The sequence below is a fragment of the Mesorhizobium sp. M1365 genome, assembly GCF_040317865.1.
Taxonomy (GTDB): domain Bacteria; phylum Pseudomonadota; class Alphaproteobacteria; order Rhizobiales; family Rhizobiaceae; genus Mesorhizobium.
This window is the reverse complement of sequence record NZ_JAMYLG010000002.1, coordinates 170,807-184,583: the sequence shown is the minus strand read 5'-3', so window position 1 is coordinate 184,583 and position 13,777 is coordinate 170,807. Positions and strand designations below refer to the sequence as shown.

At 63.5% G+C, this 13,777-nt stretch carries 12 protein-coding genes; 8 read left to right on the top strand and 4 right to left on the bottom strand.

The window, feature by feature from the left end:
• The first annotated feature begins 75 nt into the window (after positions 1 to 75).
• On the top strand, positions 76 to 1,224 hold the full coding sequence (locus NKH04_RS02980) for a citrate/2-methylcitrate synthase (protein WP_352849960.1): 1,149 nt from the start codon (positions 76 to 78) through the stop codon (positions 1,222 to 1,224).
• A gap of 73 nt (positions 1,225 to 1,297) precedes the next feature.
• On the opposite strand, the gene phaR is transcribed toward NKH04_RS02980, so the two are convergent.
• The gene (phaR, locus tag NKH04_RS02975) at positions 1,298 to 1,906 is read right to left on the bottom strand and encodes a polyhydroxyalkanoate synthesis repressor PhaR (protein ID WP_023678449.1); all 609 of its coding nucleotides are present in this window, start codon (positions 1,904 to 1,906) and stop codon (positions 1,298 to 1,300) included.
• A 278-nt stretch (positions 1,907 to 2,184) separates the two neighbouring features.
• On the opposite strand from phaR, the gene NKH04_RS02970 reads away from it, so the two are divergent.
• The 6 genes from NKH04_RS02970 to NKH04_RS02945 all read left to right on the top strand — a co-directional run bounded on the left by NKH04_RS02970 (position 2,185) and on the right by NKH04_RS02945 (position 10,174).
• Positions 2,185 to 3,369 carry an acetyl-CoA C-acetyltransferase gene (locus tag NKH04_RS02970; protein WP_352452508.1) on the top strand — a complete coding sequence of 395 codons (1,185 nt, stop codon included), beginning with the start codon at positions 2,185 to 2,187 and terminating at the stop codon, positions 3,367 to 3,369.
• Between the two features lie 104 nt (positions 3,370 to 3,473).
• Positions 3,474 to 4,199 carry an acetoacetyl-CoA reductase gene (gene phbB, locus NKH04_RS02965; RefSeq protein WP_352767641.1) on the top strand — a complete coding sequence of 242 codons (726 nt, stop codon included), beginning with the start codon at positions 3,474 to 3,476 and terminating at the stop codon, positions 4,197 to 4,199.
• Positions 4,200 to 4,930: 731 nt separating this feature from the next.
• Positions 4,931 to 8,338, top strand: a complete 3,408-nt coding sequence (locus tag NKH04_RS02960) for a helicase-related protein (protein WP_352831355.1) — start codon at positions 4,931 to 4,933, stop codon at positions 8,336 to 8,338.
• Positions 8,339 to 8,350: 12 nt separating this feature from the next.
• Positions 8,351 to 8,737: an RNA-binding S4 domain-containing protein gene (locus NKH04_RS02955; RefSeq protein ID WP_023680553.1), complete on the top strand. Its 387-nt coding sequence runs from the start codon at positions 8,351 to 8,353 to the stop codon at positions 8,735 to 8,737.
• A 148-nt stretch (positions 8,738 to 8,885) separates the two neighbouring features.
• A complete protein-coding gene (gene fdxA / locus NKH04_RS02950) occupies positions 8,886 to 9,224 on the top strand; it encodes a ferredoxin FdxA (protein WP_352452512.1) in 339 nt (112 codons plus the stop codon).
• Between the two features lie 368 nt (positions 9,225 to 9,592).
• Positions 9,593 to 10,174 (top strand): CarD family transcriptional regulator, encoded by a 582-nt coding sequence (locus tag NKH04_RS02945; protein WP_006327799.1) that lies wholly within the window; start codon positions 9,593 to 9,595, stop codon positions 10,172 to 10,174.
• 77 nt (positions 10,175 to 10,251) lie between these two features.
• Here the strand turns inward: NKH04_RS02945 and NKH04_RS02940 are convergent, their stop codons facing one another.
• The 3 genes from NKH04_RS02940 to NKH04_RS02930 form a co-directional block, all read right to left on the bottom strand.
• Entirely contained in the window at positions 10,252 to 11,022 is a 771-nt protein-coding gene (locus NKH04_RS02940; protein WP_352452513.1) for an amino acid ABC transporter ATP-binding protein, read from the bottom strand.
• Positions 11,019 to 11,699: an ABC transporter permease subunit gene (locus tag NKH04_RS02935; protein WP_353044014.1), complete on the bottom strand. Its 681-nt coding sequence runs from the start codon at positions 11,697 to 11,699 to the stop codon at positions 11,019 to 11,021. The genes NKH04_RS02940 and NKH04_RS02935 overlap by 4 nt, the downstream gene beginning before the upstream one ends.
• 122 nt (positions 11,700 to 11,821) lie before the next feature.
• Positions 11,822 to 12,595, bottom strand: a complete 774-nt coding sequence (locus NKH04_RS02930) for an amino acid ABC transporter substrate-binding protein (protein ID WP_352454874.1) — start codon at positions 12,593 to 12,595, stop codon at positions 11,822 to 11,824.
• Between the two features lie 323 nt (positions 12,596 to 12,918).
• On the opposite strand from NKH04_RS02930, the gene NKH04_RS02925 reads away from it, so the two are divergent.
• Positions 12,919 to 13,776, top strand: a complete 858-nt coding sequence (locus NKH04_RS02925) for an RNA polymerase factor sigma-32 (protein WP_254816490.1) — start codon at positions 12,919 to 12,921, stop codon at positions 13,774 to 13,776.
• The last annotated feature ends 1 nt before the right edge of the window (position 13,777 follow it).

The window sequence follows — 13,777 nt, the reverse complement described above, 5'->3', positions numbered from 1 at the left end:
CTTTCCGGGTGGTAGATAAGGGTTGGTGACTGGACCATCAATCTTGATCAATGGAATCAACATGACAAGGCTGACATGACGGAGTGGCTGACGCGGGACGAAGCCCTGAAGCGTCTCAAGGTGCGAGCCCAGACCCTCTATGCCTATGTCAGCCGCGGGCGCATCGGCGTGCGGCCGGACCGGGCGGATCCACGCCGCAGCCAGTATCGCGCCGACGACATCGCGGCGCTGGCGAGTCGCCGGGCTCGTGGCCGAAATCCGCAGGCAATCGCCGAAAGTGCAATTGCCTGGGGTGAGCCGGCGATCGCCACCACGATCTCGACCGTTTTGCATGGCCGCCTTGTCTATCGCGGCCAGGATGCGGTTGCTCTCTGCGAGGCTGCCACGCTGGAGCAGACGGCAAACCTGCTTTGGGCATCTGACGCACCGGTGTCGTTCGTCTCGGCGAGCCGCCATGGCAACGGCGCAACTGGCCGGCCGGCTGCCTTCGCGGAATTGGCCGCGTTGGCGGCCAACGGCCGGCCTTCGCTCGGCCGAAGATCGGCTTCGCTCAACCACGATGCGGCCGGCGCCATCGCCGCTTTGGCCCAGGCGCTCGGCGCGATTCCCGGAACTGGTGCCGTGCACGAAAGGCTGGCGCGGGGATGGTCGCTCGATGCGGCCGGCGCAGACTTGATCCGCCGCTCACTGGTACTGTTGGCCGATCACGAATTGAACGCATCGACCTTCGCCGCACGGGTCGCCGCGTCCACCGGCGCACCTGTTTCGGCCTGCCTGCTTGCCGGCCTCGCCACGCTCTCCGGGCCGCGTCATGGCGGCGCCGCGGAGGCGGTCATGATGCTGGCGGAAGATGCGCAGAGATTGGGGCCGGACGCGGCTGTCGGACGCTGGCTCGGTCACGACAGGCCGCTGCCCGGATTTGGCCATCCGCTTTATCCCGACGGCGATCCGCGTGCGGAACCGTTGCTGGCCGCGATAGATGTCGATGATGGGCTGTTACGGCTTTGCGATGCGGCCTTTGCGGCAACGGGCATGCGCCCGAACGTCGATTTCGCTTTGGCCGCGCTGACGCGCGGTCTCCGTTTGCCGTCCGATACGCCGTTCCGCCTGTTCGCGCTCGGCCGCAGCGTCGGCTGGGCCGCGCATGCCGTGGAGCAGGTGACGAGCAACGGCCTGATCCGGCCACGCGCCCGCTACCAGGGACCGCTGCCGGAGCAGCTCTAGTCTAGCCGCGCTGCTTGCGAAGTCTCAGCAGCACCTGAAGGAAGGTCCGACGCTGCACTTCGCCAGCCGGCAGTCAGGACATCGTGTCGAGCTTGCGCTGCATCGCGGCGATCTGCTCCTTCAGCTCCTGAAGGTCGTCGGGTTTTTCCGGCGTTTCCTTCCTGGCCGGTTCGGCCGGCGCTGCTGCCGGCGCCGAGCCCGCGGGCGGGAACGGCGTGAACAGCCGCATGGCGTTCTGGAACATTTCCATGTTGCGCCGCGTCTGCTCCTCCAGCACCTTGATCGGCGTAGCGATCTTCATCATGTCCATCGGCGACTTGCCGAGCGCATCTTTCATCTGCTCGCGAAAGCGCTCCTGCTCCTTCGAGAAGGCCAGCATCGACTGTTCGAGAAAGCTCGGCACGATCATCTGCATCTGGTCGCCGTAATAGGCGATGAGCTGACGCAGGAACGGGATCGGCAGCATGTTCTGCCCGTCCTTGTTCTCCAGCTCGAAGATGATCTGGGTCAGTACCGGATGCGTGATGTCGTCACCGGTCTTGGCGTCCTGGACAGTAAAGTCCTCGCCTCTTTTGACCATTTCAGCGAGATCCTCGAGCGTCACATAGGTGCTGGTGCCCGTATTGTAGAGACGGCGATTGGCATATTTCTTGATAACAATAGGTTCGTCTTTTGCGGCCATCTGCATCCTCCCCGGACACCGGGCAGCTTAAGTAAGCCGCCGGTAACGATTGCGCCTTTTTAAAGGATATGCGCAAAAGCGTCATGAATCCAAGCAGTTTGTGCAGTGCGGGAACATTTTATGCTGCGCAGCACGGACGGGCCGCCGTTGCAGCGACGGGCGGCATACTTGCGGGAGTGGGACGCCATGCCCATTTCGGGTTTGACTCGGGTTGTGGAAAGGGCAAGAAAAGTCCCCGACGGCACCCGAAATCATTCCCCGAAAGCCTGGAGAAGAACATGTCCGCTTCCAACGCCATCGTTGTCGCCAGTGCAGCGCGCACGCCCGTCGGCTCCTTCAACGGCGCCTTCGCCAACACCCCAGCCCATGAATTGGGTGCCGTCGCCGTCAGGGAAGCGCTGGTCCGTGCCGGCGTCGACGGCAAGGAGGTGGACGAGGTCATTCTCGGCCAGATTCTGACCGCGGCTCAAGGGCAGAACCCGGCGCGGCAGGCGGCAATGGCTGCCGGCGTACCGCAGGAGGCGACCTCCTGGGGCCTGAACCAGCTCTGCGGCTCGGGCTTGCGCGCTATCGCGCTCGGCATGCAGCAGATCGCCCAGGGCGATGCAAAAATCATCGTTGCCGGCGGCCAGGAATCGATGTCGATGGCTCCGCATGCGCAACATCTGCGCGGTGGCGTCAAGATGGGCGACTTCAAGCTGATCGACACCATGATCAAGGACGGCCTGACCGATGCCTTCTACGGCTATCATATGGGCAACACCGCTGAGAACGTCGCCCGCCAGTTTCAGATCACCCGCGACGACCAGGACCAGTTCGCACTGGCTTCCCAGAACAAGGCCGAGGCCGCGCAGAAAGCCGGGAAATTCAAGGACGAGATCGTTGCCTTTACAGTCAAGGGCAGGAAGGGCGACACCGTAGTCGACCAGGATGAATACATCCGCCACGGCGCGACAATCGATGCCATGACCAAGCTCAAGCCCGCCTTCGACAAGGAAGGCACGGTGACGGCTGCCAATGCTTCCGGCATCAACGACGGCGCCGCCGCCGTGGTGCTGATGACCGAAGCGGAAGCCGCAAGGCGCGGCATCACACCGCTGGTGCGTATCGTTTCCTGGGCGACCGCCGGTGTCGACCCGCAGATCATGGGGACGGGACCGATCCCCTCCTCGCGCAAGGCGCTGGCCAAGGCCGGCTGGTCGGTTGGCGACCTCGATCTGGTCGAAGCCAACGAGGCCTTTGCCGCGCAGGCCTGCGCCGTCAACAAGGACATGGGCTGGGATCCGGCCATCGTCAACGTCAATGGCGGCGCCATCGCCATCGGCCATCCGGTCGGCGCCTCGGGCGCCCGCATCTTCAACACGCTGGTCTACGAGATGCGCCGCAGAAGTGCCAAGAAAGGCCTTGCCACGCTGTGCATCGGCGGCGGCATGGGTGTTGCCATGTGCGTGGAAGCATTGTGATGAGATAAGCGATACGAATAGGATGCTGGCGCAAAGCGAGTAGGGAATAGGGGGCAAACCCCACCGCTTCAACGCTCAGTCATCTGCATTTCCCGGGAGGACATATGACAAAGGTTGCAATCGTCACAGGCGGGTCGCGCGGCATCGGCGCGGCGATATCGGTCGCCTTGAAAAGCGCCGGCTATTCGGTCGCCGCAAACTACGCCGGCAATGAAGAAGCGGCGGCAAAGTTCAAGGCCGCGACCGGCATCCCGGTCTATAAATGGTCGGTCGCCGACTACGAGGCCTGCGCCGCCGGCATCAAACAGATCGAAGCCGATCTCGGTCCCGTCTCGGTGCTGGTCAACAATGCCGGCATCACTCGCGACGCGATGTTCCACAAGATGACCCGCGAGCAATGGAAAGAGGTCCTCGACACCAACCTTTCCGGCGTCTTCAACATGACGCATCCATTGTGGGGCGGCATGCGCGACCGCAAGTTCGGTCGCATCATCACCATCTCCTCGATCAACGGCCAGAAAGGCCAGGTCGGCCAGGTCAATTATTCGGCCTCGAAGGCCGGCGATATCGGCTTCACCAAGGCACTGGCCCAGGAAGGCGCGCGCGCCGGCATCACCGTCAACGTCATTTGCCCCGGCTACATCGCCACCGAGATGGTCAAGGCAATGGACGAGAAGGTCCTCAACGAGCGCGTCATCCCGCACATCCCGGTCGGTCGTCTCGGCGAGCCGGAGGAGATCGCGCGCTGCGTCGTCTTCCTCGCTTCCGACGATGCCGGTTTCATCACCGGCTCGACCATATCAGCCAATGGCGGCCAGTACGTCGCCTGATCGTTTGTCTTTACGTTGAGACAGATCCGCGCTTGGACGAACGGGCCTGCAAAACGGCCCGTTTCTATAGCGGTCTTCCCGTTGCAAGATCTCGATGCAGCACGCTGCCCCAATCCGGCACGCAAAGGTTAACGGCAAACTCGCAGCTTGTGCAAAAGCCGCCCGGCAGCCTGTGGATTCTCGGTGGAAAAGCTGTCCACAACACAACATGTTGCGGTGAACAAACCAAGAAACTTCGGCTATCTCTGATTCGTCGCCGATTCGTTCCGGCTTTGAGCGGAACGTTAACGGCGAGAGCTGAAAACACCCTCGAAATGATTAAAGCGCGTTAGGAAACATCAATAATTTCATAACGTTGTGCGAAGCAGATTGGCCGGCCACGACCATTCGCCGGCAAAGGTTAACCGCAGTGCTCGCTTGGATGCCGCCTGCATAAATCGGGCCAGTTTCCGTGATTCAGCATGTGGTGAGGTACGCCGACAGAAAACCCAGATGTAGCCGTGAACAAACCCTGAATCAGCGCGAGTCAGTGATTCGTCGCTGATTCGTTCCAGACTCGTTCCAACTGTTAATCGGGAACAGATTTTCTGGCTTCGAACCAACCAATCGGCCTGCCCTCGGCATATTCCGCTTTCGCTTCGCGCCCGAAATCCCTATGTGTCGCCTGTCATACGCGGCCAATATGGGCGCGCTCCCGACAATGCGAGGCAGAGAGCCTTATTTCCAGGCCGATGAACATCCATCCGAAACACACTGAACCGCTGATCCTGTCGGGTCGAGACGTGACGGCCGTGCTCGGCCCGACCAACACCGGCAAGACCCACCTCGCCATCGAACGCATGGTGGCGCATGAAAGCGGCGTCATCGGCCTGCCGCTCAGGCTGCTTGCCCGCGAGGTCTATACGCGCGTCTGCGAGAAGGTCGGCGCCCATAAGGTGGCGCTCATCACCGGCGAGGAAAAGATCCAGCCGGCGGGCGCGAAATACTCGGTCTGCACCGTGGAAGCGATGCCGCGCGAGACCGACGCCGCCTTCGTTGCCATCGACGAGGTCCAGCTCGCCGGCGATCTCGAACGCGGCCACATCTTCACCGATCGCATCCTGCATCTGCGCGGCCGCCAGGAGACTCTGCTGCTGGGCGCGGCCACCATGCACGGCATTCTGCAGCGCCTGCTGCGGGGCGTGTCGGTGGTGACGCGACCACGCCTCTCGCATCTTGCCTATGTCGGTTCGAAGAAGCTGACCCGCCTGCCGCGGCGCACGGCGATCGTCGCCTTCTCGGCCGACGAGGTCTATGCCATCGCCGAGCTGATCCGCCGCCAGCAGGGCGGTGCCGCCGTCGTGCTCGGCGCACTCAGCCCGCGCACCCGCAACGCCCAGGTGGCGCTGTTCCAGTCGGGCGACGTCGACTACCTCGTCGCCACCGACGCCATCGGCATGGGCCTCAACCTCGACCTCGACCACGTCGCCTTCGCCCAGAACCGCAAATTCGACGGCTACCAGTACCGCAACCTGACGGCGGCCGAGCTCGGCCAGATTGCCGGCCGCGCCGGCCGGCATCTGCGCGACGGCACCTTCGGCGTCACCGGCCAGGTCGATCCGCTGGATGATGAACTGGTCAACAAAATCGAGGCGCATGATTTCGACCCGGTGAAAGTACTGCAGTGGCGCACCGCGCATTTCGATTTCGCCAACCTTGATGCGCTGAAGCGCTCGATTGAGACCAACGCTCCGGTCGAAGGCCTGACGCGCGCGCTGCCGGCCGTGGACGCGCAGGCGCTCGAGCATCTGTCGCGCGACGAGGACGTCCGGGCACTCACCACCGATGCCAGGCGCGTGGCGCTGCTGTGGGAAGCCTGCGCGCTGCCCGACTACAGGAAGATCGCGCCGGCCCAGCACGCCGACTTGATTGCCTCCATTTACATGGACCTTGCCAGGCATGGCCATGTCGACGAGAACTACATGGCCGAGCAGGTGCGCCGTGCCGACACAACCGAAGGCGACATCGACACGCTGTCGCACAGGATTGCCCAGATCCGCACATGGACCTTCGTTTCCAACCGGCCCGGCTGGCTGGCCGATCGGGCACACTGGCAGGAAAAGACGCGCGAAATCGAAGACAGATTGTCGGATGCGCTGCATGAGCGGTTGACGAAACGTTTTGTAGACCGCAGGACTTCCGTCCTCATGCGGCGCCTTAGAGAAAACACGATGCCTGAAGCCGAAATCAGCCCAACCGGAACCGTCCTCGTCGAAGGCCATCACGTCGGCGAGTTGCAAGGTTTCCGCTTCACCGCCGACCAGAGCGCCGGCGGCGAAGACGCCAAGGCGGTGCGGGCGGCGGCGCAGAAGGCGCTTGCCGCCGAGTTCGAGGCGCGGGCCGAGCGCTTCGGCGCCTCGGCCAATGGCGACATCGCGCTGGGTTCGGATGGCACGCTGCGCTGGATCGGCGCGCCGATCGGCACGCTGGTCGCCGGCGAAGACGCTTTGAAGCCGCGTCTGGTTCTGCTGGCCGACGAGCAACTCACCGGCCCGGCCCGCGACAAGGTTGCGGCGCGCGCCGAGCGCTTCGTCAACTTCCAGATCGAATCCCTGCTGAAGCCGCTGGTCGATCTCAAGAATGCCGAGCAGATCACCGGCATCGGCCGCGGCATCGCTTTCCAGCTTGTCGAGCATTTCGGCCTCATCAACCGTCGCGACATCGCCGACGAGATGAAGTCGCTCGACCAGGAAGGCCGCGCGGCGCTTCGCCGTCTCGGAGTGCGCTTCGGCGCCTACCATGTCTTCGTGCCGGCGCTGATCAAACCGGCGCCGGCCGGGCTGATAACGCTGCTGTGGGCGCTGAGAAACGACGGCAAGGACAAGCCCGGCTTCGGCGATGTCGTTCACGCACTGGCCTCCGGCCGCACCTCGGTGGTCATCGATCCGACCTTCGACAAGACCTTCTACAAGCTTGCCGGCTACCGCAATCTTGGCCGGCGTGCTGTACGCGTCGATATTCTCGAACGGCTGGCCGACCTGATCCGGCCGGCGACCAACTGGAAGCCGGGCCTCGGCCCTCGCCCCGACGGCGCCTATGACGGCCAGTCCTTCATGGTGACGCCGCCGATGATGTCGATTCTCGGCGCCACCGCCGACGACATGGAAGAAATCCTGAAGGGACTCGGCTATCGCGCCGATGCCAAACCGGCGGCCGAGGTCAAGGCGCGGATCGAAGCACAGGACAATGCCGCGCGTGAAGCTGCCGCTGCAAAGCAGGCGGCGGAAGAGACTGCGCGCGTCGAGCAGGCGAGGATGGCGGAAGCATCTGCCGCGGCAGAGCCGCCGGCGGAGGCTTCGGAACCTGTGTCGGATGCGGCTCCTGTTGCGGAGGCGGCGGCCGAAGCTGTGACCGAAGCGACGGCAGAGCCTGTCGCGGAAGCTCCAGCCCCTGAAGCTGCGGCAGAAGTCACGCAAGAGACCCGGCCCGCCGCGGAGGCGACTGCTGAAGCGCCTGCGGAACCAGCGGCCGAGCCAAGGGCGGAACTTGGGGCGGAAACTGAGGCTGCGGCACCGGCAGAGCCGCCGGTTTCCGACACTACGGAAGCATCGCCGGCCGAACCTGCAGCGACGGCAGGAGCCATCGCCGGCGAAGCTGCTCCAGAAGCCGAGGAGCCAAAACCCATCCTGTTGTGGCGGCAGGGTCGTTTCGACCAGCGCCCGCGTCATCGCCAGCATGACAACCGCCCCCGGGACAATCATCGGGACAATCGCGCGCGCAGTGGTCAAGCTGCGCCGGACAGCCGCAGCGATGCGCCGACAGATGCCGGCGGGCAAGCGACGCCGGGCGACCGGCCCGCCCGTCAGGGGCGCCACGACCAGCGCGACGGCGCCGGCAAGCCACGCTTCGATCGCAGCAAGTTCAAGCCCAGGCCGCAAGGCGACGCGGCAGATCAGCGCGCCGGCAAGCCGCAAGGTGAACGCCCGGACCGGCGCGAAAACCGGCCCGACTGGAAGGCTGGCCGGCAGGACGGCAAAGGCGGCGCCCAAGGCGCAAAGCCGGCGTTCCAGCCAAAGCCGCGTGAGGAACGCCCGGTCCGCTTCGATCCGGACTCGCCCTTCGCCAAGCTCGCCGCGTTGCGCGACCAGCTGAAGAAGTAAGCTGCTCGTCCAATGGTCACTGATGCCCGCCAGCGCATCGACAAGTGGCTGTTCTTCTCGCGCGCGGTAAAATCGCGCACGCTGGCAGCCAAGCTGGTCGTCGCCGGACGCGTCCGCATCAATCGCGACAAAGCAGCGCAGGCCTCCGATACGGTCCGGCCGGGCGACGTTTTGACCATCACGCTGGAGCGGCGGATCTTCGTCTGGAAAGTCCTTGGCACCGGCGTACGGCGTGGCCCGGCCGAAGAGGCCCGCCTGCTCTACGAGGACATGTCGCCGCCCCCCGCGCCCAAGGGCGAGGCGCTTCCGGATGCGGTGCCGCCGTTGCGCGAGGCCGGCAGCGGTCGCCCGACGAAGAAGGAACGCCGCCAGACCGACCACCTGCTCGGCGACGATTGAGCAAGGTCGAACGCCCGCTTTGCCGGCCTTCCGGAATTCCATTCCGGAAACCGCGGCACCGCTGGCAGGGGCCGCCCTTGCCACCGGCGGACAAAGGCGTTACCTCACCAAAAAAGCCCAACAAAATGGGACGTCCCGGAGCCGACCAATGACCTACGTCGTGACCGACAATTGCATAAAATGCAAATACATGGACTGCATCGAGGTCTGTCCGGTCGACTGCTTCTACGAAGGTGAGAACATGCTCGTCATCCACCCGGACGAGTGCATCGATTGCGGTGTCTGCGAACCGGAATGCCCGGCCGACGCGATCAAGCCCGACACCGAGTCGGGCCTCGACAAATGGCTGCAGATCAACACCGAATATGCCGACAAATGGCCCAACATCACCGCCAAGAAGGAGCCGCCGGCCGACGCTAAGAATTTCGATGGCGAAACTGGCAAGTTCGAGAAATATTTCTCCCCCGAGCCCGGCGAAGGCGACTGACGAGCCTGCCGGCTGCGGCGGCCTGACGCCGCGTAACAGCCGTGATACATTAACCGCCTTGACAGGCGGCGACGGCGCGTGGCCTTCGCGCGTGCAGCAAAACCTTGATTCTTCCGACTTTTTGTGTTATATCAACCAAACATGCCGGTGACACAACGTCGATTTATGGCGCAAACGCCCCAAATCACTGAAAGGTGAATTTCTCAATCCGGACCAGAGCGATCTGGGGCAGGCGGTCGCAATGTTGCGATTTGCCGGTCCTGGCCTTTCCGGTGAGTTCATCGTTGTGTGGCTGAGGACCGGTCACCCCGGTCGCACGAGTTCGGGCCGGCACGATGCCGGTACCACAACAAGGAGTTCAGGGCGTAATGGCAACGATCACCCCGCAGAAGAAGTCCACCGCAGCGCGCCACGGTTTCAAGACCGGCGAGTACATCGTTTATCCGGCGCATGGTGTCGGCCAGATCGTCTCGATCGACGAGCAGGAAGTCGCGGGCCACAAGCTGGAGCTGTTCGTCATCGACTTCCAGAAGGACAAGATGCGCCTCAAGGTGCCGGTCGCCAAGGCGACCTCGATCGGCATGCGCAAGCTGTCGGAAGAGGATTATGTCGAGCGCGCGCTGAAGGTCGTGCAGGGCCGCGCCCGCGTCAAGCGCACCATGTGGTCACGCCGTGCCCAGGAATATGATGCCAAGATCAACTCCGGCGATCTGATCTCGATCTCGGAAGTGGTGCGCGACCTTTACCGCGCCGATAACCAGCCGGAGCAGTCCTATTCCGAGCGCCAGCTCTACGAGGCGGCCCTCGACCGCATGGCCCGCGAGATCGCGGCCGTCAACCGCATGTCGGAGACCGAAGCGGTCCGCCTCATCGAGGTGAACCTCAACAAGGGCCCGAAGCGCGGCGCCAAGGCCGACAACGAGGAAGCCGAGCAGGAAGAAGCTGCCTGAGCCTTTTCGCCCAGGAAACATGGAAAACCCGGCCTCGCGCCGGGTTTTTTGTCTTAGCTGACCGGCGACGCGCATATCTAACCTTCGCCGCCCTCCCTTTCCGCCTCGTGCTTCAGCGTGGCGATGAACCGCTTGGTCCGCTGGCGTTCCGGGTTGCTGAACAGCACCGCGGCCGGGCCTTGTTCGACGATGTTGCCGGCATCGAGGAACACCACTTCCCGCGCGATCTTGGAGGCGAGCCGCAGGTCATGCGTCGCCATCACCATGGTCGTGCCCTCGCTGGCGAGCTTGCCGAGCACGTCAACCACCTCCTGCGCCAGTTCCGGATCGAGTGCCGAGGTCGGCTCATCGCAGAGCAGGACCTTCGGCGAAGGCGCCAGCGCCCGGGCAATCGCCACGCGCTGCTGCTGGCCGCCCGACAGGGTCGCCGGCCAGGCATCGGCCTTGTGCGCCATGCCGACTTTTTCGAGCAGGGCCAGCGCCCGTTCGCGCGCCCTCTCCTTGGGCCATTTCAGCACCGTCACCAGCCCCTCCATGATGTTCTCGATCGCAGTACGATGCGGAAACAGCTGGAAATTCTGGAACACCATGCCGGTCTGCAGCCGCAGCCGCTGGATATCCCTGGTCGAGACCCTGCCGCCGGGATGGAATTCGAGTGCATCGTCGCCGATCCGTACCGTGCCTGAAGTCGGCAGCTCGAGCAGGTTGATGCAGCGCAAAAGCGTGCTCTTCCCTCCGCCCGACGGCCCGACAAGCGCCGTAACGCTGCCTTCCTCGATCGTGACGGTGACGCCCTTCAGCACCAAATTGTCGCCGAAACGCTTTTCGATGTTGGTGAGGCCGATCATGCGCGCGCCTCCAGGAAGCCGCCATAACCGTTGAGCCGCGTTTCCAGCCGCGCCTGCAAGGCCGACAGCACGGAGCTCATGATCAGATAGAGGGCCGCTGCCTCGACATAGAGGATCAGCGGCTCATAGGTGGTGGCGACGATGCGCTGCGCTGCCTGGAACATCTCCGGCACGGTGATGGCGGCGGCGAGCGAAGTGTCCTTGACCAGCGAGATGAAGGTGTTGGACAGCGGCGGCACGGCGACGCGCCCCGCCTGTGGAAGAATGGTGCGCCGCATTGCCTGGGCCCAGGTCATGCCGATCGAATAGGCCGCTTCCCACTGACCCTTCGGCACCGAACCGATGACGGCGCGGATGATTTCCGACGAATAAGCACCGATGTTCAAGGTGAAGCCGATCAGTGCTGCCGGAAAGGCGTCGAGCAGGATGCCGACCGATGGCAGGCCGTAGAAGATAAGGAACAGTTGCACGAGAAGCGGCGTGCCGCGGAATATCCAGACGTAGAAGCGGACCACGGCGACCAGCGGTTTGGGACCGAACAGCCGGACAAGCGCCACAACCAAGCCTAGGACAAGACCGAATGCAAACGACAGCAGCGTCAGCGGCACGGTGAAGATCAGTGCAGCCCATAGCAGCGTAGGCAGGGATTCCAGCATCAATTGCAGCCAGTGCGGCACGAAGGCTCCTCCTTGCCAGATTGCCGTCGCTCATATCACGCGAAAGCGGCGGGCCGTCAAAAGACAGCTCGCCGCGATATGAACGACGCGGGCCGGCGTTCGGCCCACACGAGAAAGCCGTTTTACTTCGAAACGTCCTGGCCGAAATAGGTGTCGGCGATTTTCTTGTAGGTGCCGTCGGCCTTGATGTCGGCCAGCGCCTTATTGATGGCGGCCACCAGTTCCGGATCGCCCTTGCGCACGATGACGCCGGAATAGTCGGCGTTTTCTTCCTGGGCGGCAATCTTCACATTGGCGTCGGGCTTGTGCTTCTTGAAGTCGAGGAAGGACAGGCTGTCGTTGATGGTGGCGTCGGCGCGGCCCGTAAGAAGCAACTGGATCGACTGGTCGAAGCCGTCGGTGCCGACGAGTTCGGCGCCGTTGGTTTCAGCCAGCTTGCCGAAGTTCGAAGTCAGCGATTGCGCCGCCTTCTTGCCCTTGAGATCGGCGAAGCTCTTGATATCGGTGTTGTCGCCGCGCACGATCAGCACCGCCTTGGAGGCGATGTAGGGATCCGAAAAGTCATATTTGGCCTTGCGCGCCTCGGTGATGCCGACCTCGTTGATGACGGCATCGTAGCGGTTGGCATCGAGACCGGCGATCAGCCCGTCCCATTTGCCTTCGAGGAACTGGGCTTTGACGCCGAGGCGCTCGGCGATGGCCCGCGCGATCTCGACGTCGAAGCCGACCAGCGCGCCGGAAGCATCATGATAGGTGAAGGGCGCATAGGTTCCTTCTGTGCCGACCTTGAAGACGCCGGACTGCTTGATCTGGTCGAGATTGGCGCCGGCGTGACCGGCGGCGATGGCCAGAACCTGCAGCGTTCCGGCGATGATGAGCGATTTGAGCCATTTCATTTTTCTGTGATCCGTCCTTGGCCGTATCCGGCGTCATTGCGAGTGCCGGAAAATGACAGATGCGCGATGCCAGAATAAGAAACTGAATTTCAAAAATCTCCCGCCCTTGAAATCCAATTCTCAACCAGCATCTCCCGGCGCCATCCGGCTGAGTCAAGGCCGGCGGCGAATCGCCTGGAACAGCGCAATCGACATGACAGTCCGGGGGAACATTCCCCCGCATGGCACGTTCTTCGCTGTTGTAGGGCGCGGCGCCGCCATTTCAACCATCGGCGCCAACTCACGATTCGATCGCACCGCAACGCCTGGAGCAGGAGCGCGGCATGATGGAAGACAGTGCAGGACGGACCATGGTTCGCGCGGCGATGAAAGCCCCTTATCTGGAACGTGACGAAGAGCATCTCCTGGCGCTGCGCTGGAAGGAAAACAATGACCAGCACGCGCTGCACCGCATCACCGTCGCGCATATGCGGCTGGTCATTTCCATGGCGTCGCGGTTTCGCCACTACGGCCTTCCGCTGGGCGACCTGATCCAGGAAGGCCATGTCGGGCTGCTGGAGGCCGCGGCCCGTTTCGAGCCCGAGCGCGAGGTGCGGTTCTCGACCTACGCGACTTGGTGGATTCGCGCCTCGATGCAGGACTATATCCTGCGCAACTGGTCGATCGTGCGCGGCGGCACCAGCTCGGCGCAAAAGGCGCTGTTCTTCAACCTGCGGCGTCTGCGCGCCCGCCTGGCAAACGGCGCCGAGCAGACGTCGAATGCCACGCTCTACCGCGAAGTGTCGGCGGCTCTCGGGGTATCGGAGGCCGATGTGGCGATGATGGATTCCCGCCTTTCGGCGCCGGACAGCTCGCTCAACACACCGCTAGCCGACGATGCGGGCGCAACCGAGCGGATGGAGTTCCTGGTTTCGGATGACCCGCTGCCCGATGAGGTCGTCGGCGATACGATCGACGTCGAACGCCGCTCGGTGTGGCTGAAGACGGCACTCGGCGCTCTCAATGCGCGCGAGCTCAGGATTATCGAGGAACGCCGGCTGAGCGACGAGGGCGCGACGCTCGAAGCGCTCGGCGAGACGCTCGGCATCTCCAAGGAACGTGTCCGGCAGATCGAGGCGCGCGCCATGGAAAAGCTCAAGGCGGCGCTGGTAAAGCAGAATCCGGAATTTCTCGCAGCCTGAA

Excerpts from the sequence above, each read along its gene's own strand:
- NKH04_RS02980 (WP_352849960.1), top strand. The coding sequence starts at position 76 with ATGACGGAGTGGCTGACGCGGGACGAAGCCCTGAAGCGTCTCAAGGTG.
- phaR (WP_023678449.1), bottom strand. The coding sequence starts at position 1,906 with ATGGCCGCAAAAGACGAACCTATTGTTATCAAGAAATATGCCAATCGC.
- NKH04_RS02970 (WP_352452508.1), top strand. The coding sequence starts at position 2,185 with ATGTCCGCTTCCAACGCCATCGTTGTCGCCAGTGCAGCGCGCACGCCC.
- phbB (WP_352767641.1), top strand. The coding sequence starts at position 3,474 with ATGACAAAGGTTGCAATCGTCACAGGCGGGTCGCGCGGCATCGGCGCG.
- NKH04_RS02960 (WP_352831355.1), top strand. The coding sequence starts at position 4,931 with ATGAACATCCATCCGAAACACACTGAACCGCTGATCCTGTCGGGTCGA.
- NKH04_RS02955 (WP_023680553.1), top strand. The coding sequence starts at position 8,351 with ATGGTCACTGATGCCCGCCAGCGCATCGACAAGTGGCTGTTCTTCTCG.
- fdxA (WP_352452512.1), top strand. The coding sequence starts at position 8,886 with ATGACCTACGTCGTGACCGACAATTGCATAAAATGCAAATACATGGAC.
- NKH04_RS02945 (WP_006327799.1), top strand. The coding sequence starts at position 9,593 with ATGGCAACGATCACCCCGCAGAAGAAGTCCACCGCAGCGCGCCACGGT.
- NKH04_RS02940 (WP_352452513.1), bottom strand. The coding sequence starts at position 11,022 with ATGATCGGCCTCACCAACATCGAAAAGCGTTTCGGCGACAATTTGGTG.
- NKH04_RS02930 (WP_352454874.1), bottom strand. The coding sequence starts at position 12,595 with ATGAAATGGCTCAAATCGCTCATCATCGCCGGAACGCTGCAGGTTCTG.
- NKH04_RS02925 (WP_254816490.1), top strand. The coding sequence starts at position 12,919 with ATGATGGAAGACAGTGCAGGACGGACCATGGTTCGCGCGGCGATGAAA.